Origin of the sequence: Virgibacillus sp. SK37 (assembly GCF_000725285.1) — a bacterium.
Classification (GTDB): domain Bacteria; phylum Bacillota; class Bacilli; order Bacillales; family Amphibacillaceae; genus Virgibacillus_Q.
Genome location: NZ_CP007161.1, coordinates 2417679 through 2437341, shown reverse-complemented (window position 1 = coordinate 2437341; position 19663 = coordinate 2417679). Strand labels below are relative to the sequence as shown.

Here is a 19663-nt window from a genome sequence, read left to right as displayed (position 1 = left end):
AAGACCTCTTCCGTAAATGGATGAGGTCTTTCTGTTTATTAATGATTTGACAGCCAATCAGTTTTTAAAATAATCCATTTTCCATCCTTATAATACCAAAGTGTTTCTACCACTCCTAAATTATTTGAGGAGGAAGAGAGGCTTAGCTTCATTTTGCTTTTTAAACCATATCCTTTCCCGCCACTTAATTCAATGGGGTCAAAAGAGATAATATGGCGATTAATAACAGGCTTCTCTTTTAGCACCTTTCCATCCTTGCTGTAAATCCCCAGTCGGGTAAGCTCTTTTGAATTATTACTTACATCTATAGATAATGGACTGAGTTGGGGAGATAACTTTACAGTCAACTCAAAGTTATCTTTAAATAATAGATCCATATACTCTCGTTTAGGAAGTCGGATCTCTTCTATATTATCCTCTTCTACACTGATTAGTGTGTAGTTATACACTTCACTTTCGTGAGCTGTAGTGGAACTTTGGTATAGTATATCTTCTAATTGGTTATGGTTATAGTCAATAAACTTTAATGATGGTCTATACCCACCACCTAACTCTATCTTTCGTACTTTGTCTGAAACTCCTTTTATTTCTGCCCAAATTCTTGGGTAATAAGCTGATTGCTTAGAAAAAGGGTTTCCTTTCAAATGAATGTTTTCTTTTACGCCATTTTGTTTTAAGTCTACATGATAGGAATTTATTATTACTTCCTTCATCCTTTCATCTGCTAGTGTAACTTGGGTAAATAGCAGGAAACATAACATAAAACAGGGAATAAATATATATCTCATCAATAATCTCTCCAGTCTTCAATATTTTTTATGTTGTGTTATTTATTTGCAGGATATACCTCAAATATCGTAAACTGGACTAGAACTATTTATGAAGGAGAAATCAATTATGGAAAAGATTAAAGAAATAACACCAAAAGAAGTAGAAAAGCTGATTAGGGAAGATGAAGACATTGTCGTCTTGGATGTTCGAGAAGATGAAGAGGTAGCACAAGGGATGATAGAGGATGCAAAGCACATTCCCTTAGGAGAGCTTCCATATTCGAAAGACGAATTGGACCAAAAGAAGCACCATGTGCTTGTTTGCAGATCTGGTAATCGCAGTATGAAAGCAGCTACTTATTTAAAAGAGCAAGGCTATGATGTATCTAATATGAGTGGAGGTATGCTTGCTTGGGAGGGAGAAGTCGTTTTTTAAGATTTTATGTTGACAGTTTATTAAATGAGTAGTATTATATATCTTGCTGTTTAAAAACAACATCATTTTTCGCAACCCATTTCAAAAATAGTTGATTATTGATTGACAGTGTAAATGTATAGTGATATAATTGATTTCCAACATAAAAGATTGTCATGATTTTGGTTTTTATGTTGAAAATACTCAGCCGTAAAAAATGTTGACTTTTAATTAACGATATGCTATATTATTTAAGTCGCTTTTTTGGAAGTGACAACAAATTTGCTCTTTGAAAACTGAACAAAACAACCAGTATGTCAAGAAAAACATGACGTTTTTCGTTAATTTTTAAAAGCCAGAAGTTAACGCTTCTGCAGCTAAGACATGGATATAAGATTGATTGGTGTCGATCTTATTCAAACTTTTATGGAGAGTTTGATCTTGGCTCAGGACGAACGCTGGCGGCGTGCCTAATACATGCAAGTCGAGCGCGGGAAGCAAGCTGATCCTCTTCGGAGGTGACGCTTGTGGAACGAGCGGCGGACGGGTGAGTAACACGTGGGCAACCTGCCTGTAAGACTGGGATAACCCCGGGAAACCGGGGCTAATACCGGATAATACTTTTCATCACCTGATGGAAAGTTGAAAGGTGGCTTCTTGCTACCACTTACAGATGGGCCCGCGGCGCATTAGCTAGTTGGTGAGGTAACGGCTCACCAAGGCAACGATGCGTAGCCGACCTGAGAGGGTGATCGGCCACACTGGGACTGAGACACGGCCCAGACTCCTACGGGAGGCAGCAGTAGGGAATCTTCCGCAATGGACGAAAGTCTGACGGAGCAACGCCGCGTGAGTGATGAAGGTTTTCGGATCGTAAAGCTCTGTTGTTAGGGAAGAACAAGTGCCGTTCGAATAGGGCGGCACCTTGACGGTACCTAACCAGAAAGCCCCGGCTAACTACGTGCCAGCAGCCGCGGTAATACGTAGGGGGCAAGCGTTGTCCGGAATTATTGGGCGTAAAGCGCGCGCAGGCGGTCCTTTAAGTCTGATGTGAAAGCCCACGGCTTAACCGTGGAGGGTCATTGGAAACTGGAGGACTTGAGTACAGAAGAGGAGAGTGGAATTCCACGTGTAGCGGTGAAATGCGTAGAGATGTGGAGGAACACCAGTGGCGAAGGCGACTCTCTGGTCTGTAACTGACGCTGAGGCGCGAAAGCGTGGGGAGCGAACAGGATTAGATACCCTGGTAGTCCACGCCGTAAACGATGAGTGCTAGGTGTTAGGGGGTTTCCGCCCCTTAGTGCTGAAGTTAACGCATTAAGCACTCCGCCTGGGGAGTACGGCCGCAAGGCTGAAACTCAAAAGAATTGACGGGGGCCCGCACAAGCGGTGGAGCATGTGGTTTAATTCGACGCAACGCGAAGAACCTTACCAGGTCTTGACATCCTCTGCAATCGGTAGAGATACCGAGTTCCCTTCGGGGACAGAGTGACAGGTGGTGCATGGTTGTCGTCAGCTCGTGTCGTGAGATGTTGGGTTAAGTCCCGCAACGAGCGCAACCCTTGATCTTAGTTGCCAGCATTTAGTTGGGCACTCTAAGGTGACTGCCGGTGACAAACCGGAGGAAGGTGGGGATGACGTCAAATCATCATGCCCCTTATGACCTGGGCTACACACGTGCTACAATGGATGGAACAAAGGGAAGCAAAACCGCGAGGTCAAGCAAATCCCATAAAACCATTCTCAGTTCGGATTGCAGGCTGCAACTCGCCTGCATGAAGCCGGAATCGCTAGTAATCGCGGATCAGCATGCCGCGGTGAATACGTTCCCGGGCCTTGTACACACCGCCCGTCACACCACGAGAGTTGGTAACACCCGAAGTCGGTGAGGTAACCTTTTGGAGCCAGCCGCCGAAGGTGGGACCAATGATTGGGGTGAAGTCGTAACAAGGTAGCCGTATCGGAAGGTGCGGCTGGATCACCTCCTTTCTAAGGATTTAGAACGGAACACTGGAAGGTTTACGCCTTTCAGGAAGGACATACATGGTTGTTTGGTTCAGTTTTGAGAGAGCGAAAGCTTCTCAAAGGAACTTCTGTTAAGTACCGTCACCTCCTGGGACTGCGATTACTCGTCCCATCTAAAACATTTGTGACGAACACAGAAGCCACCACATCCTGTGGAAGTTGTACCTTGAAAACTAAATAAGAGTAACAACGACATCAATTTTAGATATAAAGTAAGGCTAAGAAATTAGCACGCTTATTCATTGTAAAAATAGTTAAGTGAATAAGGGCGCACGGTGGATGCCTTGGCACTAGGAGCCGATGAAGGACGGGACTAACACCGATATGTCTCGGGGAGTCGTAAGTAGACGTTGATCCGAGAATTTCCGAATGGGGGAACCCACTGTTCGTAATGGAACAGTACGCATAGCTGAATACATAGGCTATGTGAGGCAGACCCGGGGAACTGAAACATCTCAGTACCCGGAGGAAGAGAAAGCAAATGCGATTTCCCAAGTAGCGGCGAGCGAAACGGAATTAGCCCAAACCAGAAAGCTTGCTTTCTGGGGTTGTAGGACACTCCTTTGGAGTTACAAAGGAATTCTTTAGATGAATCGATCTGGAACGATCAGCCATAGCAGGTAAGAGCCCTGTAATCGAAAAGGAATTCTCTCCGGAGTGTATCCTGAGTACGGCGGAACACGAGAAATTCCGTCGGAATCCGGGAGGACCATCTCCCAAGGCTAAATACTCCCTAGTGACCGATAGTGAACCAGTACCGTGAGGGAAAGGTGAAAAGCACCCCGGAAGGGGAGTGAAAGAGAACCTGAAACCGTGTGCCTACAAGTAGTCGAAGCCCGTTAATGGGTGACGGCGTACCTTTTGTAGAATGGACCGGCGAGTTACGATCCCATGCAAGGTTAAGTGGAAGACACGGAGCCGCAGCGAAAGCGAGTCTGAATAGGGCGATTTGAGTATGTGGTCGTAGACCCGAAACCGTGTGATCTACCCATGTCCAGGGTGAAGGTCAGGTAACACTGACTGGAGGCCCGAACCCACGTATGTTGAAAAATGCGGGGATGAGGTGTGGGTAGGGGTGAAATGCCAATCGAACACGGAGATAGCTGGTTCTCTCCGAAATAGCTTTAGGGCTAGCCTCAAGAAAATGAGTACTGGAGGTAGAGCACTGATTGGACTAGGGGCCCTCATCGGGTTACCGAATTCAGTCAAACTCCGAATGCCAGCTACTTAGACTTGGGAGTCAGACTATGGGTGATAAGGTTCATAGTCGAAAGGGAAACAGCCCAGACCGCCAGCTAAGGTCCCAAAGTATACGTTAAGTGGAAAAGGATGTGGAGTTGCCCAGACAACCAGGATGTTGGCTTAGAAGCAGCCATCATTTAAAGAGTGCGTAATAGCTCACTGGTCGAGTGACTCTGCGCCGAAAATGTACCGGGGCTAAACGTATCACCGAAGCTGCGGATTGTTCTTACGAACAATGGTAGGAGAGCGTTCCAAGTGCTGTGAAGTCAGACCGTGAGGACTGGTGGAGCGCTTGGAAGTGAGAATGCCGGTATGAGTAGCGAAAAAAGAGTGAGAATCTCTTTCACCGAAAGCCTAAGGGTTCCTGAGGAAGGCTCGTCCTCTCAGGGTTAGTCGGGACCTAAGCCGAGGCCGAAAGGCGTAGGCGATGGACAACAGGTAGATATTCCTGTACCACCTCATGAGCGTTTGAACGATGGGGGGACGCAGTAGGATAAGGAATGCGCACCGATGGATGTGTGCGCCCAAGCAGTGAGAAAGTTGGATAGGCAAATCCGTCCAACAATTTCAAGCTGTGATGGGGAGGGAAATTGAGTACCGAAGTTCCTGATTTCACACTGCCAAGAAAATCCTCTAGTGAGTTCATAGGTGCCCGTACCGCAAACCGACACAGGTAGGCGAGGAGAGAATCCTAAGGTGAGCGGGAGAACTCTCGTTAAGGAACTCGGCAAAATGACCCCGTAACTTCGGGAGAAGGGGTGCTCCTTTAAGGAGGAGCCGCAGTGAATAGGCCCAAGCGACTGTTTAGCAAAAACACAGGTCTCTGCGAAGCCGAAAGGCGAAGTATAGGGGCTGACACCTGCCCGGTGCTGGAAGGTTAAGGGGAAGCGTTAGCTTACGCGAAGCGCAGAACCGAAGCCCCAGTAAACGGCGGCCGTAACTATAACGGTCCTAAGGTAGCGAAATTCCTTGTCGGGTAAGTTCCGACCCGCACGAAAGGTGCAACGACTTGGGCACTGTCTCAACGAGAGACCCGGTGAAATTATACTATGCGTGAAGATGCGCATTACCCGCGACAGGACGGAAAGACCCCGTGGAGCTTTACTGTAGCCTGATATTGAATGTTTGTACAGCTTGTACAGGATAGGTGGGAGCCTTGGAAACCGGAGCGCCAGCTTCGGTGGAGGCATCCGTGGGATACCACCCTGGCTGTACGACCATTCTAACCCAGGGCCGTGATCCGGTCCGGAGACAGTGTCAGGCGGGCAGTTTGACTGGGGCGGTCGCCTCCCAAAAGGTAACGGAGGCGCCCAAAGGTTCCCTCAGAATGGTTGGAAATCATTCGCAGAGTGTAAAGGCAGAAGGGAGCTTGACTGCGAGACCTACAAGTCGAGCAGGGACGAAAGTCGGGCTTAGTGATCCGGTGGTTCCGCATGGAAGGGCCATCGCTCAACGGATAAAAGCTACCCCGGGGATAACAGGCTTATCTCCCCCAAGAGTTCACATCGACGGGGAGGTTTGGCACCTCGATGTCGGCTCATCGCATCCTGGGGCTGTAGTCGGTCCCAAGGGTTGGGCTGTTCGCCCATTAAAGCGGTACGCGAGCTGGGTTCAGAACGTCGTGAGACAGTTCGGTCCCTATCCGTCGTGGGCGTTGGAAGTTTGAGAGGAGCTGTCCTTAGTACGAGAGGACCGGGATGGACACACCGCTGGTGTACCAGTTGTTCCGCCAGGAGCATAGCTGGGTAGCTACGTGTGGTAAGGATAAGTGCTGAAAGCATCTAAGCATGAAGCCCCCCTCAAGATGAGACTTCCCATCACTTCGAGTGAGTAAGATCCCTCAGAGACGATGAGGTTGATAGGTCCGAGGTGGAAGCGTGGTGACACGTGGAGCTGACGGATACTAATAGATCGAGGACTTAACTAATTTTCTTCTTTGATGGTCTTTGTTTTTCTCTTATTTAGTTTTTAGGGTATAAATTCATTTTATGATATATACCGCTAAAAAGTGGTCTAGTAGCAATAGCGGAGAGGTCACACCTGTTCCCATGCCGAACACAGAAGTTAAGCTCTCCAGCGCCGATGGTAGTTGGGACGTTGTCCCTGCAAGAGTAGGACGCCGCTAGGCAATTCAAAAAGCATTGTGATACATAAGGTATCGCAATGCTTTTTTAGCATGAAAAAATTTAAAATTCGCAAACTGTGGGTAATTCTTTTGGTGGATTAGACAAGTCAAGACACAACGCTTACTCCCACAAGGTTTTAGGCAATAATTTTATGGTCACAAATCGCCACTGTAAATTCTTGCGTAAGCTTGCCGAGTTGCTGTAGGACAGAAATGTTTTCGGTGGTTCTGTGGGAGTGAGTAATCGCAAACAGTCTTTGATGACCCATCGTATCAGCCTCAGGTCAGGCGAGAGTTGCTCTAGAAAGGAGCGATTTTAGCCTATCTTCCTTACTTCAATATTCTTTTTCTAGGAGATCGAAATAAATGTTCGATCTGCATTATTTTTTGGGATGTTTACGGTCAATACACCATTTTTATAGGTGGCTGTTGTATCTTTTTTTGAGATAGGAAATGGCAAAGTGATAATACGTTCATTCTTTCTATAAGATTCTTGTGTGTGAAAGTATTTTTGTTCGTCATCTTTCTTTTCTGCGTAAACAGAGTTCTGTACACCTATTCTTATTTGTCTTCCCATGATTTCCAACTCTATTTGTTCTCGGGTGTATCCTGGTAACATCGCACGTATTATTATTGCAGATTGTGTTTCTTTGGTCTCAATGGGAATTGCTTTATTGTTCCATAGTGGCTTAAAATCTCTAAAAGCATCACTGAAGAATTCATCCATGCGACTTATCAAATCAGTAAACGGTTGTGATTTTTGTGTTGATTTATTTTGATTATGGTCCATTCAGACATCATCCTCTCCTTATATTAATAGTAAGATATGCGTTGACTAGGAAATAATAGTGGGCAACTCTAATTAGGCCATAGTTTATACTATCCTCTTCTACAATAACAATGCCATAATTATATAATATGTAATTTTTATTGGCTCTGTCACAAGTGTAGAAAGGTTATTAAGAATAGAGGGCACTCTTCACTTAAAATTTTATTTTTATTATAAGATCAGTTTCTTGATAACATCATTGATTATATTATTAGCATTTAGAAACGGAGAATGCTTTGTTAAATATCCGAGAATTGTATTGGCGTACTTTTAGTTTTATTGATTGAAATAAAGTGATAAGGAGCTATTAATTAGCAATATATTCAAGATAAAAGCATGTTGCTGATTTTTGTTGACTTTTCAGCGAGTTATCTGTAGTATTAAAAATAATTAAACATGGTACCTTTAATTCAGTCCTGTGAGGCTGACAAGGAAAGCGGATATTGTGTAGGGATATGTCTCTTTTGGCATAATGTAATGATTGTAGATAATTCTCAATCATTTATCCCACATTCAGGCTTCTTGTCACATATGACAGGGGGCCTGTTTTTTTTGCACAATCTACCTTCTTGTTTTGGTACCGAAAACAGGAGGAATAGAAATGAAGCAAATAGATTCAGAGTTTTCATTAGAAGCAGTACCACAATCTCATCGTAATGGTTTTTGGAAAACACTTGTTGTAATGCTTGGTTTAACTTTTTTTTCTGCTAGTATGTGGTCAGGAGGAGAGCTGGGACAAGGATTAACGTTTATCCAATTCATGGGGATTGTTCTTGTAGGAAATCTTGTGCTGGGAGTCTATACTGGAGCTCTTGCATATATGGCAGCCAAAACAGGTTTATCTACTCACTTGCTAGCACGTTATGCGTTTGGTGAGAAGGGGTCTTATTTATCTTCTTTCCTACTTGCGTTTACTCAAATAGGTTGGTTCGGAGTGGGGACGGCAATGTTTGCTGTTCCGGTACAAAAAGTTACAGGAATAGATATTTATGTCTTGATTGCTATAGCTGGTATGTTAATGACATTTACAGCATTCTTTGGTATGAAAGCACTCGCTGTTATTAGTTTCATTGCGGTACCATTAATTTCAATACTTGGCAGTACATCTGCATGGAAAGCAACAGAAAGTCTTGGTGGAATTCAGGGTTTACTAGACTATCAGCCGGCAGAAGCGATCAGTCTGGCTGCTGCTCTTACTATTTGTATCGGTTCGTTCATTAGTGCGGGTACACTTACTCCAGATTTCACCCGGTTTGCCAGAAGGAAACGGTCTGCAGTTATATCTACTGTTGTTGCCTTTTTCATTGGTAATACGTTGATGTTCCTATTTGGAGCAATAGGTTCTATAGCTACAGGACTGGCAGATATTTCGGAAGTTATGTTTATGCAAAATCTGATTATACCAGCAATCATTGTACTAGGTCTAAATATCTGGACTACAAATGATAATGCCTTATACGCTTCCGGACTTGGACTATCAAATATTACAAAACTACCAAAGCATAAAATCGTAGTTATTAATGGTATGATCGGTACAGTTGCTGCCATGTGGCTTTATACTAACTTTGTTGGTTTTCTAACATTGCTTGGTTCTGCTTTGCCTCCAATTGGTGCGATTATTCTTGCTGATTTCTTTATCTTGAATCGAGGGAATTATCAAGCTTTCAAAACAATGAAATTTAAGTCCTTTAATTGGGTAGCAATCCTTGCCTGGGGATCAGGTATTGCAGCAGCAACTTTCATACCTGGTATTCCGCCGATAAATGCACTAATAGGTTCAGCGGTAATACATGTAGCTGTAACCAAACTTGTTGCACAATTCAGTGACAAAGAAGTTATTATAACTAATAAAGAAAAGGTGAGTAATACATGATTATTAAAAATGCAGCTTTACGTGGAAAGCAAGGTCAGTGGGATATAACTATCCATGAGGGGAAAATAGCCTCCATCTCTTCCGCAACCCAGGAAACAGTAAGTAATCAAGATGTGTTAGATGTGAACGGTTCCCTCGTGCTCGCTCCTTTTATTGAGCCACATATTCATTTAGATACAACATTGACGGCAGGTGAGCCTGAATGGAACAAAAGCGGCACGCTGTTTGAAGGTATTCAACGTTGGGCTCAACGAAAAGAAATTTTAACTCATGAGGATGTAAAACGAAGGGCAAAAAAGGCATTACAATGGCAGATTGCTCAAGGTATTCAACATGTCCGTACACACGTTGATGTAACAGACCCTAAGTTGACTGCTTTAACCGCGATGCTTGAGGTAAAAGAGGAAATGGCCCCCTATGTCAACCTCCAAATTGTTGCTTTCCCACAAGAAGGCATACTATCTTACCCGAATGGAAAAGAATTAGTAGAAGAAGCCTTAAAGATGGGGGCAGATGTCGTCGGAGGAATTCCTCATTTTGAATTCACGAGGGAATATGGTGTAGACTCTATGAAGGTGGCATTTGACCTTGCAGAAAAATATGATAGGCTCGTGGATATCCATTGTGACGAAATTGATGATGAACAATCGCGTTTTGTAGAAGTAGTGGCAACAGAAGCCTATGAACGTGGTTTGGGTTCAAGAGTTACAGCAAGCCATACAACAGCGATGGGCTCGTATAATGACTCATATGCATATAAGCTCTTTCGCTTGTTAAGTATGTCAAAGATCAATTTTGTTTCTAATCCACTTGTCAATATTCATCTACAAGGCCGCTTTGATACATATCCAAAGCGGCGAGGGTTAACGCGGGTTAAAGAGCTATTGGAGGCTGACATGAATGTTTGCTTTGGACATGATGATATTTTTGACCCTTGGTATCCACTAGGGACTGGGAATATGTTACAAGTGTTGCATATGGGAATACATGCTTCCCAACTAATGGGATACGAGCAAATTGTAAATTCCATCGATCTCATTACAACGAACAGTGCAAAAACACTGCATATGGAAAAAGCATATGGGGTGGAGATCGGAAAGCCGGCGAACCTTATTGTAATGGACGGCAATAATGAATATGAAGTGATTCGTAAACAGGCTTCTACCCTGTATTCCATACGAAATGGAAAAATTATTGCTGAAACAAAACCTAGTGAGACAAACGTAATGTTAAATAAAGTAGAAAAGATAGACTTTGCAAAATAATATTGAGTATAAAAAGACCTGAAGGAAAGCGTGAAATCCTGCAGGTCTTTTTGTTATAAAAAAGTAATGCTCGAACATCTGCTAATTTGTTTCTTTATGATGAAATACTTCTTTCCCTAAGGATTAATAAGCTTTAATTCACCGTTAGTGAAATTCTCAGTGGTAACAACTGTCTCTTTAGGAAAAATGAATGTCCAAGGCATGCTAGTATGTTGCTTTATTATATGAAATGGTAAAGTAAAGGTATGAGAGGCTACGATCTTCTCATTCCACATATATTGTAGGGTTTTTTGGTCGAATAAGTAATCTTCTTGAGAAAAATTATGGATAAGAACACTTATTAATAAATCACCTCTATGATTTACTGCTTGTCGGATCGGTATAAAATGTACTCCCTCGTTAAATACCCGTTTTGTCTCATGAAAAAGAACTTCAATGTGCTCTCTATCCTGTGGTGCAATCGTTTTATCCCATGCCGGTTCAAGTACTAATGTTTGCATACAGATACTCCTTTGAAGATAAATGATACCTTATTGTAACATGAACAATCGATCAACTACTGTATTTTATTATTTAATAGTTCATACATTGCCTCTCCTATTATCTTTCCTGCTGTTTTTGGTGCGGTTTTTCCTGGTAAACCAAGTGCATGCACAGCTTTTATGTTTTGCTTTTTTGCATAGGTAAAGTCGGTACCTCCTGGTGCTGATGCAAGATCAATAATTACACAATCTTTTTTTAGGTTAGCAATTACTTTTTTATTCAATATAGGTGCTGGAACGGTGTTTAGGCATATATCAATATCTTTAATCTCTTTTTGCAGGTCATTGATCCAGACAGAGTGTAATCCCATGCCATATGCCTTTGCAGCTGCTGTCTTGTTCCTTACTGTCACATGCACGTTCGCCCCTGCCGCAGAAAATAATCTTGCAACAGTCATGCCAACTCTTCCAAAACCAACAATCATTACGTTTGAATTGTGAACAGTCGTAGCAGTTTCTTCTATTGCTACATGTAATGCGCCTTCAGCAGTAGGGATAGAATTGAGAATTGCCATCTCCTCGCTTTGGAAGATTTTTATTAGTTTGCGGTTCGTCTGATTCGTTAATTGTTCTAGATATATATTGGCAGCTCCTGTATAGACGCTGCAATGCTCTGGAGTTTGAATTAACATTTCCTTTGTAAGATGAATGGTCTTATCTGAGTAAGTAGCTTCTACTTCACCATTTAAGTCAATACCTCCCACTGGCAGCAGTACAGCATCCAAATGGCCATAAGAAAAATGATCTGGATCAACTATTTGTACATTTTTTTGTTGGAATGGATGTTGGTCATAACCGACAAGAGCAATATCAACACCTTTATCAGCTAGTAAATGAGTTGCTTCTAAATATCTCGCATCCCCTCCCAAGATCAATAACTTCTTTTTTAGACTCATTGAACATCAACCTTTCTTCTATTCTATTATTAAAACTAACTGAGGAAATTCTTACCGTTTTCTAATTTTAATCACACTGTTTTTTCATTTTATGAGGTTATTATGTAATTAATCACATAGAAAAGGAGAGATAAAATTTATGAAGACATTAATTGTAACATCAATGGGAGCACTTATGTTGGCCTCCAGCGGAATTAGTGGAGGAGATGTAGTACATGCTGACTCAGCAAACGCAACAAATTTACAGAAGGGAACCGATTTTGCTACAATGCATTATCAAGTATCTGCTTCGGAGGATATCAGCAAATTCGCTGAATTTGAAAGCATTCAAGCTCACATTGATACAGGAAAGTGGACAGTTAATGTGATGGAGGACAATCCGTATAAGCGGGTGATCCTGTTCAGTGACGAGAAGGGACTACCTCAGTACAAGAGTATTTATGTTAAAGAGACAACCCGTCATAAATTAATTGACTTTCATAAAGGCTTGCTTGTAAATAAGGTGCTTGAAGGTTCAACAACAAATGCAGGGCATAATGAAGACAATGAAGTAAATAAGCCAACAGATACAGATACAGATGAAGATAAAGATAATACAGCAAATGAAGAGCAAGATAAAGAAAATAATGCAAATGAAGATAAAGATGTAGATGACTTCGTTGAATTTGATATGGTAGAAGACCAAACGGATATAGATGACGATCAGTGGCAGGTTGTAGAAGATAATGATCATAAACGTGTGATGGTAGGAAGCAACGAAGAAGGTCAAAATCAATTTAAAAGTATATTTATAAAAGATACCAATAGATTAAAAGTAATTGATTTTAGGGGTGGTCTTGTCTTTAATGGAATCCTAGAGGATATTGAAGATTCTGATTCACAAGAAGACCAAACTGTAGAAGAAGAGTCAGTAGAAATAGATGATTTTGTTGAATTTGATATTGTAGAGGAACAAACAGGAGTAGATGAAGATCATATGAGGATTGTGGAGAACAATCCACATAAACGTGTGATGTTAATTACCAATGAAAATGGACAGCAACAATTTAAGAGCATTTTTGTAAAAGACACAAACAGATTGAAAATAATTGATTTTAAAAATGGATTGCTTTTTAATGAAGTAATTGACGGATAAAAAAGATAGAGTTTAAATAAAAACACACTTGCTGATAGGTATTACAACTATCGGTAAGTGTGTTTTTTCACCTTCAGCTATCAGTACTTGGCTTTTTTGGAGGCACGTATTTTAGTATATCTTCACTTTCAAAAAAATCAACAAGTCTTCGTATCCAATCATAGTAGCTAATCCATTGTTCCAACTCTTCTTTTAAATCAGCTATTTTTTTCTCAGCTTCAGGTGAAAAGTTATCTCGGTGTTTTTCTTCCAAACGCAGAATTTTATCCTGAAGACGTCTTGCAAGTTGTGAATTTTTACTAACTACCTCTTTCCAATTTGTAGTGAACAAGGAGATGAATGTTTGAATATAATCATTTTCTACCTTGTAATACTCTTTGCGACTTCCTTTCACAAATTCCTTTTCTGCTATATTCAAGGACATCATTTGCCGCATCACCTGGCTCATCCGAGTCTTACTCATTCCGGTTTCGTCTGCAAGTTGATCCAAAGTCATGGGCGTGCGATTAAGGTAAATGATTCCGAGAAGTCGACCAACAGTGGAAGAAACTCCAAACGTTTTCATATTATCTGCAATTCGATCAGAAATCTGACTTTCTGCTTGTCTTAGTTCTTCCAGTATTTCTTTTTCTATGTAAGTATCCATGAACTCCCTCCCGTACTTATCATAGCATGAGTTAATAGAAAATGTTAATAATACAATTCTCCGAAATACTAAGAAAATAGAAGCAAATCAAAGATATACAGGATATAAAGTTTATAAAATAATAATTACACAGATTTTTTAAAGTTTACGACATGTTTTTTATTCTATATACTGAAATAGTTCTATTGATCGACAAAAATCTACATGGAGGTGGAAGACTTTGTTAGAATTTAAGAACGTGACAAAAGTCTATGATGGTGGGAAAACCGCTGTTAACAAATTAAACTTAAAGATAAATAAGGGAGAGTTTGTATGTTTTATCGGTCCTAGTGGTTGTGGAAAGACGACTACAATGAAAATGGTCAACCGATTAATTGACATCTCTGATGGAACTATACTAGTTGATGGAAAGGATATTAAGCAGCAAGATCCTGTAGAGCTTCGTCGCTCCATTGGCTATGTTATTCAGCAAATTGGTTTAATGCCACATATGACAATTAAAGAAAATATCGTACTTGTTGGTACACTTTTAAAATGGCCGGAAGAGAAGAAAAATGAACGTGCAAAAGAATTGATTAAATTAGTTGGTCTGCCTACGGAATACCTTGACAAATATCCTCATGAACTAAGTGGGGGGCAACAACAACGGATTGGCGTCCTTCGCGCATTAGCTGTAAATCCCCCTTTAATATTGATGGATGAACCATTTGGTGCACTTGATCCTATCACAAGGGATTCCTTGCAGGATGAGTTCAAAAAACTTCAAAAAGAATTACATAAAACGATTGTGTTTGTTACCCATGATATGGATGAAGCACTAAAGCTTGCAGATCGTGTTGTGATCATGCGCGATGGCGAAGTAGTACAAGCAGACACCCCTGAGGAAATATTACGTAATCCTGCAAATGAATTTGTGGAAGAATTCCTAGGTAAAGAGCGATTGATCCAAGGAAGACCTGATGTTACTACGGTCGGTCAAATAATGGAAGGAACGCCGATTACTGTGCAGGAAAATGACTCCCTGAAAAATGCGATTTCCATTATGCGTGACAAACATGTTGATTCCTTACTTGTTTTGGATACTCGTAACCAACTAGTAGGTTTTATAGACATAGAGATCATTAATTTAAACTACAAGAAAGCAACCTTGGTAAATGAGGTTATGGAAAAAGAATTTCTTTTTGTTGAAAAAGATAGTCTGTTAAGAGATACCGTTCACAAGATCCTACGTAGAGGTGTCAAGTATGTGCCTGTAGTGGACGAGGATAAAAAACTTGTTGGAATTGTAACAAGGGCTACGTTGGCTAATCTGGTCTACGATACAATTTGGGGCGATGGTTTTGATGTAGAAGAACACATAGAATTGGAGATTGCAAAATAGGAGGGTGAAAGAATGAATGAATTTTTATCGAACCATGCTACAGAACTTCTCATAAAAACAGGGGAGCATTTATACATTTCTTTCTTTGCTATTTTACTAGGTGTAGTTGTAGCAGTACCACTGGGAATCTTGTTTTCCCGAATCCCCAAAATGGCAGACCGTTTAATCTCCTTTGTAGGTATTTTACAGACCATCCCAAGTTTGGCTATTCTGGCTTTCTTTATTCCTTTGCTAGGAGTAGGTAAGTTACCAGCAATTCTTGCTCTGTTTTTCTATTCCTTGCTGCCAATTTTACGAAACACATATATTGGTATTCAAGGAGTAAATGCAAGTGTGCGTGAGGCAGGAAAAGGAATGGGAATGAGTAATTGGCAATCAATAATGAAGTTGGAGCTACCGCTAGCGCTTCCTGTAATTATGGCAGGAATTCGTCTGTCAACTGTTTATTTAATAGGTTGGGCAACCTTGGCAGCATTTATTGGTGGCGGTGGTTTAGGAGATTTTATATTTGATGGATTAAATCTCTACCAACCAGTATTAATTATTGCTGGTACGGTGCCGGCTACAGTTCTTGCTCTGATTGCAGACCGTTTGCTAGCATTAGCTGAACAAAAATTAACACCAAATGGAATGAAAGAATCATATGAAGCAGCAGCATAACATGGGAGTTGATACGATGCGGAAAAAAATAGGAAAACTGGTAATTCCTGTACTGGTTTTGATCATGGTGTCCGGCTGTTCTCTTCCAGGGCTTGCCAGTACTACAACAGATACAGTTAAGATTGGAATGTTAGGGACATCAGAATCAGAAATCATTGGGGAGATTCTTTCCATTATGATTGAAAGGGAAACAGATCTAGATACGGAGCCAGTAACTAACCTCGGTTCTTCTATTGTGCAGCACCAAGGGATGATAAGAGGAGATTTGGACATAACCTCTACTCGTTATACAGGTACTGATTTATCCGGGGCGCTCGGAATGGATCCAATTACAGACCCTGAAAAAGCTATGGAGATTGTTCAACGTGAATTTCAAAAACGATTTAATGAAACATGGGCAGACTCATACGGATTTGAAAATAGTTACTCCGTGGCAGTCACAACAGAATTTGCTGAAAAAAATAATATTAAGACTGTTTCCGATTTAGAGCCATTTGCTTCCGATTTACGGTTTGGTGTCGATAATGCTTGGATCAATCGTAAGGGAGATGGATATGAAGGCTTTAAGCAAACATACTTCGATTTTGGAGAAGTGTTTCCTATGAACGTAGGGCTTGTATATCAAGCAGCATCAAGTGGCCATATGGACGTGGTGCTCGCTTACTCATCCGATGGAAGAATAAAAGAGTTTGACTTGAAGGTGTTAGAAGATGATAAGAAATTCTTTCCACCATACGATGCTTCACCAGTTATTAGTAATGAATTACTGGAAGAATACCCAGAAATTAAAACGATCACTGAAAAATTGTCAGGGAAAATTTCCACTGAAAAAATGCAGGAACTAAACTATAAAGCAGATGTGGAATTAATGAACCCACATCAAGTAGCAAAAGAATTTTTAGAAGCGAATAATTACTTTGCATCTGCTGGGAAGGGAGGAAACTAACATGGAAACATGGAATCAATTTATAACCTATGTTGGGCAAAATGGAGATTACATCTGGTTTCAGTTTTATCGCCACTTTTTGATGGCTGCCTATGGTGTGCTATTTGCTGCAGTTATTTCTATTCCTTTAGGCATTCTTATTGCCAGGTATGGGAAATTAAGCAGCTGGGTTTTGGCATTTGGTAGTATCATTCAAACCATCCCTGCATTGGGAGCATTAGCTGTGATTATGATTGCTTTTGGCTTGGGTACGAACACGGTAATTATTACGTTAATGCTATATTCTATTTTACCGATTACGCAGAATACATATGTCGGTATGAAAGAAGTAGATAAAACAGTTGTAGAAGCAGGTTATGCATCAGGAATGACGCGTTTCCAGTTGCTAAGGATGGTGGAATTGCCACTAGCTATAAGTGTCATCATGGCTGGGCTTAGAACAGCTCTAGTAGTTGGTATAGGAATTGCTGCAGTCGGCGCTTTTGTTGGAGCTGGTGGCCTGGGTGCTATTATTTTACGAGGAATGAACGCTACGGACGGTACAGCGATTATTCTTGCAGGTGCTATCCCAACAGCTCTCATGGCGATAATTGCAGACCTTGCAATGGGATGGATTGAACGCAAATTACATCCTGTCAAAACATCAAAACCAAAAGCGGCGTAGGCAGATGTAAATTAGCACTAGATCAAAGTCTAGTGTTAATTTTTAATAATTAATCCGTTTTCTTCACTGTGAATACATAGAAACAGATTCGAAGGGGGAAGGAAAATGAAAGAAGAAAAAATCAGTGTGGAGAAAAACGTACCCTTTGAGCTTTCCGATGGTACTGTGCTTAGGTCAGATATATACCGACCCAATAATAATAATCAATATCCAGCTCTTATGCTACGTTTACCATACAATAAAGAAGAAAAGCGGTATTATGATGAATACCTGGAAGTACCACGTATGGTAAGGGCAGGATATATTGTAATACTACAGGATGTAAGAGGGAGGTTTGCTTCAGACGGAGAATTTTACCCGTTTATTTATGAAGGTAAAGATGGTTACGAAGCCGTAGAGTGGGCTGCCAATTTACCATATGTTAATGGAAAGGTCGGTCTGTTTGGTATGTCCTATCACGGCTATACACAATTAGCAGCTGCTGTAGAAAACCCACCATCTCTTAAAGCGATTGCGCCTGTAATGACAATGGCGGAACCGTGGGCAGATATTTTAAATGGCGATAGTGCAGCAAAAGGTGTAGCTAAATTTCAGACATGGACGCTAGGCTCTATTATTGAAGATCAGTTAAAAAAGCGTAGAAAGCTCGACCAAACGAAAGTTGAAAAATACCAAGCTAATATGAGGGAATGGTTAGATTACCGTCCTGCTGATGAGTGGCCCCCGATGAATGACTTAGATCCGAATTCTTTTTTCTTTGATGTAATGCATGATAAAGTTAGTTCAGAGCTAATAGAACGAACTCAACTATTGGATAAGTTACATTCCATACAAATCCCTGCTCTGTTCATTGGAGGCTGGTTTGATGCATTATTAGAGCCTACCATAGAAGCTTATCAAGCATATAGAGGGCCTACTCAAATTTGGGTTGGCCCATGGACACATGAGGACATGAGTGGCCATGCTGGTGAACGTTATTTTGCAGGGGGAGCAGAACAGATAGGACCAGACCAGGTGGGAGATCCCACAGAACTTCATATAAAATGGTTTGATCACTGGTTAAAAGATAAGCCTCTGGAAATAGAAAAAACTGTACATCTTTATTTAATGGGACAAGAAAAATGGAAAGCCTATGATCAATGGCCTCCAACAGCTACTAGTAAGGAGCTTTTTCTTACGAGTAATGGGTCTTCACAGACGAGAAGAGGTGATGGAGAGCTTGCAAATCAACCTATGCGAAAGGATACTAAATCTGAACTTCTCTTGGATCCCAATAATCCCGTGCCCACCAGAGGCGGTGGTGTATTGATTGCGGGGAATGGTTCCGGTGTTTATGAGATTGGTGACATTCAAGATAGAGAAGACGTACTTGTTTATACGAGTCCCATCCAAGAAGAAGACCTCCATATTCTTGGAACAGTAAAAGCATCTCTCTGGGTATCCAGTCCTACACCGTTATGTGATATTTCTATAAGACTTTCAGACTTAGAACCAAATGGGGAAGTATTTAACATTATCGATACTTTTTATCGAGAAAAAGTAAAATCAGTTGATCAACCATTCTGCATGGAAATAGAAGTCGGCCATACCGCATATTTATTAAAGAAGGGACATAGCCTTCGAGTTGATATCGCTGCAAGTAATGCACCATTATATGATATTAATTTAAATAATGGGCGTACATCAAAGACTTCCAAAGTCGGTAAGCCTGCGATAGAGAATGTGTACCACGGAGTTAATTTTCCTTCGCGTATCATCCTTCCTATAGAAAAATAAAAAATGGAGAGTGTATCTTTAACCAGGTTGTCAGAACTTTTGGGAAAGGTATGCTCTCTTATTTTTTGAAGATTAAAGAAGGAAGTGTTTAGCGTTTTAAGTTCTTGTGCACAAACAATCTTGGACAATTCGGAAGAACAGATTGTTATTCCCGGTGAAAATACGCAAATATTTTCTGGGGAACGAGTAATCACTTCCCCGTTCCATCCCCAAGTAAGACAAGGATTGCCAAGGATGGGACGAATTTAGCCTGTCCTTACTTCAAGGCGTATGCACTTTTTTTAGTTTTTTGTCTAATTACATAAAATTCCGGCTATTTCTTATTATTTGGTAGCTAATTAAAGGCATTGTTAACCATTATTGTCTCATCGTATCAAATCAAACTTAATGGCGATATATCGGATTTAATCCGTTTTGACGAATATGGTGCTTAGAAGTACGCTTATATAGTACATTATTTTTTAAAAATATAG

At 41.0% G+C, this 19663-nt stretch carries 14 protein-coding genes and 3 rRNA genes; 12 read left to right on the top strand and 5 right to left on the bottom strand.

Annotation, left to right across the window (positions count from 1 at the left end; translation table 11 throughout):
- Window positions 1-38: 38 nt before the first annotated feature.
- Window positions 39-713, bottom strand: coding sequence for a hypothetical protein (locus tag X953_RS12520; protein ID WP_156958485.1), 675 nt, complete (start codon window positions 711-713; stop codon window positions 39-41).
- A gap of 184 nt (window positions 714-897) precedes the next feature.
- Between X953_RS12520 and X953_RS12515 the strand changes: the two genes are divergently transcribed.
- From X953_RS12515 to rrf, 4 genes are all read left to right on the top strand, one after another.
- A complete protein-coding gene (locus tag X953_RS12515) occupies window positions 898-1206 on the top strand; it encodes a rhodanese-like domain-containing protein (protein WP_040955882.1) in 309 nt (102 codons plus the stop codon).
- Between the two features lie 402 nt (window positions 1207-1608).
- A 16S ribosomal RNA gene (locus tag X953_RS12510) occupies window positions 1609-3174 on the top strand.
- A gap of 288 nt (window positions 3175-3462) precedes the next feature.
- Window positions 3463-6379, top strand: a 23S ribosomal RNA gene (locus X953_RS12505).
- Between the two features lie 85 nt (window positions 6380-6464).
- Window positions 6465-6580 (top strand): 5S ribosomal RNA (gene rrf, locus X953_RS12500).
- The 16S, 23S and 5S rRNA genes sit together here, the layout of an rRNA operon.
- 346 nt (window positions 6581-6926) lie before the next feature.
- Here rrf and X953_RS12495 read toward each other — a convergent pair.
- Entirely contained in the window at window positions 6927-7367 is a 441-nt protein-coding gene (locus X953_RS12495) for an Hsp20/alpha crystallin family protein (RefSeq protein ID WP_052350127.1), read from the bottom strand.
- Window positions 7368-8007: 640 nt separating this feature from the next.
- Between X953_RS12495 and codB the strand changes: the two genes are divergently transcribed.
- Both codB and X953_RS12485 read left to right on the top strand, forming a co-directional pair.
- Complete coding sequence (gene codB / locus X953_RS12490) at window positions 8008-9279, top strand: cytosine permease (RefSeq protein WP_040955881.1); 1272 nt, start codon at window positions 8008-8010, stop codon at window positions 9277-9279.
- A complete protein-coding gene (locus X953_RS12485) occupies window positions 9276-10544 on the top strand; it encodes a cytosine deaminase (RefSeq protein ID WP_040955880.1) in 1269 nt (422 codons plus the stop codon). Before codB ends, X953_RS12485 begins: the two co-directional genes overlap by 4 nt.
- 116 nt (window positions 10545-10660) lie before the next feature.
- On the opposite strand, the gene X953_RS12480 is transcribed toward X953_RS12485, so the two are convergent.
- Together X953_RS12480 and dpsA are read right to left on the bottom strand one after the other, a co-directional pair.
- Complete coding sequence (locus X953_RS12480; protein ID WP_040955879.1) at window positions 10661-11044, bottom strand: SLAP domain-containing protein; 384 nt, start codon at window positions 11042-11044, stop codon at window positions 10661-10663.
- A 56-nt stretch (window positions 11045-11100) separates the two neighbouring features.
- A complete protein-coding gene (gene dpsA, locus X953_RS12475) occupies window positions 11101-11982 on the bottom strand; it encodes a dipicolinate synthase subunit DpsA (RefSeq protein ID WP_040955878.1) in 882 nt (293 codons plus the stop codon).
- Window positions 11983-12121: 139 nt separating this feature from the next.
- Here dpsA and X953_RS19165 point away from each other — a divergent pair, with 139 nt between their 5' ends.
- A complete protein-coding gene (locus X953_RS19165) occupies window positions 12122-13117 on the top strand; it encodes a hypothetical protein (RefSeq protein ID WP_052350126.1) in 996 nt (331 codons plus the stop codon).
- A gap of 73 nt (window positions 13118-13190) precedes the next feature.
- On the opposite strand, the gene X953_RS12465 is transcribed toward X953_RS19165, so the two are convergent.
- Window positions 13191-13751 (bottom strand): GbsR/MarR family transcriptional regulator, encoded by a 561-nt coding sequence (locus X953_RS12465; RefSeq protein ID WP_040957100.1) that lies wholly within the window; start codon window positions 13749-13751, stop codon window positions 13191-13193.
- 232 nt (window positions 13752-13983) lie between these two features.
- On the opposite strand from X953_RS12465, the gene X953_RS12460 reads away from it, so the two are divergent.
- The 5 genes from X953_RS12460 (at window position 13984) to X953_RS12440 (ending at window position 19190) form a co-directional block, all read left to right on the top strand.
- Window positions 13984-15144, top strand: coding sequence for a betaine/proline/choline family ABC transporter ATP-binding protein (locus tag X953_RS12460; RefSeq protein WP_040955877.1), 1161 nt, complete (start codon window positions 13984-13986; stop codon window positions 15142-15144).
- 12 nt (window positions 15145-15156) lie between these two features.
- Window positions 15157-15804, top strand: coding sequence for an ABC transporter permease (locus tag X953_RS12455; protein WP_040955876.1), 648 nt, complete (start codon window positions 15157-15159; stop codon window positions 15802-15804).
- Between the two features lie 16 nt (window positions 15805-15820).
- A complete protein-coding gene (locus X953_RS12450) occupies window positions 15821-16750 on the top strand; it encodes an osmoprotectant ABC transporter substrate-binding protein (RefSeq protein WP_040955875.1) in 930 nt (309 codons plus the stop codon).
- 1 nt (window position 16751) lies between these two features.
- Window positions 16752-17414: an ABC transporter permease gene (locus X953_RS12445; protein WP_040955874.1), complete on the top strand. Its 663-nt coding sequence runs from the start codon at window positions 16752-16754 to the stop codon at window positions 17412-17414.
- Window positions 17415-17519: 105 nt separating this feature from the next.
- The gene (locus X953_RS12440) at window positions 17520-19190 is read left to right on the top strand and encodes a CocE/NonD family hydrolase (protein WP_040955873.1); all 1671 of its coding nucleotides are present in this window, start codon (window positions 17520-17522) and stop codon (window positions 19188-19190) included.
- Window positions 19191-19663 lie beyond the last annotated feature (473 nt).

Bases quoted from the DNA above. Each gene is read 5' to 3' on its own strand.
- X953_RS12520 (WP_156958485.1), bottom strand. From the start codon at position 713: ATGAAGGAAGTAATAATAAATTCCTATCATGTAGACTTAAAACAAAAT.
- X953_RS12515 (WP_040955882.1), top strand. From the start codon at position 898: ATGGAAAAGATTAAAGAAATAACACCAAAAGAAGTAGAAAAGCTGATT.
- X953_RS12495 (WP_052350127.1), bottom strand. From the start codon at position 7,367: ATGGACCATAATCAAAATAAATCAACACAAAAATCACAACCGTTTACT.
- codB (WP_040955881.1), top strand. From the start codon at position 8,008: ATGAAGCAAATAGATTCAGAGTTTTCATTAGAAGCAGTACCACAATCT.
- X953_RS12485 (WP_040955880.1), top strand. From the start codon at position 9,276: ATGATTATTAAAAATGCAGCTTTACGTGGAAAGCAAGGTCAGTGGGAT.
- X953_RS12480 (WP_040955879.1), bottom strand. From the start codon at position 11,044: ATGCAAACATTAGTACTTGAACCGGCATGGGATAAAACGATTGCACCA.
- dpsA (WP_040955878.1), bottom strand. From the start codon at position 11,982: ATGAGTCTAAAAAAGAAGTTATTGATCTTGGGAGGGGATGCGAGATAT.
- X953_RS19165 (WP_052350126.1), top strand. From the start codon at position 12,122: ATGAAGACATTAATTGTAACATCAATGGGAGCACTTATGTTGGCCTCC.
- X953_RS12455 (WP_040955876.1), top strand. From the start codon at position 15,157: ATGAATGAATTTTTATCGAACCATGCTACAGAACTTCTCATAAAAACA.
- X953_RS12450 (WP_040955875.1), top strand. From the start codon at position 15,821: ATGCGGAAAAAAATAGGAAAACTGGTAATTCCTGTACTGGTTTTGATC.
- X953_RS12445 (WP_040955874.1), top strand. From the start codon at position 16,752: ATGGAAACATGGAATCAATTTATAACCTATGTTGGGCAAAATGGAGAT.
- X953_RS12440 (WP_040955873.1), top strand. From the start codon at position 17,520: ATGAAAGAAGAAAAAATCAGTGTGGAGAAAAACGTACCCTTTGAGCTT.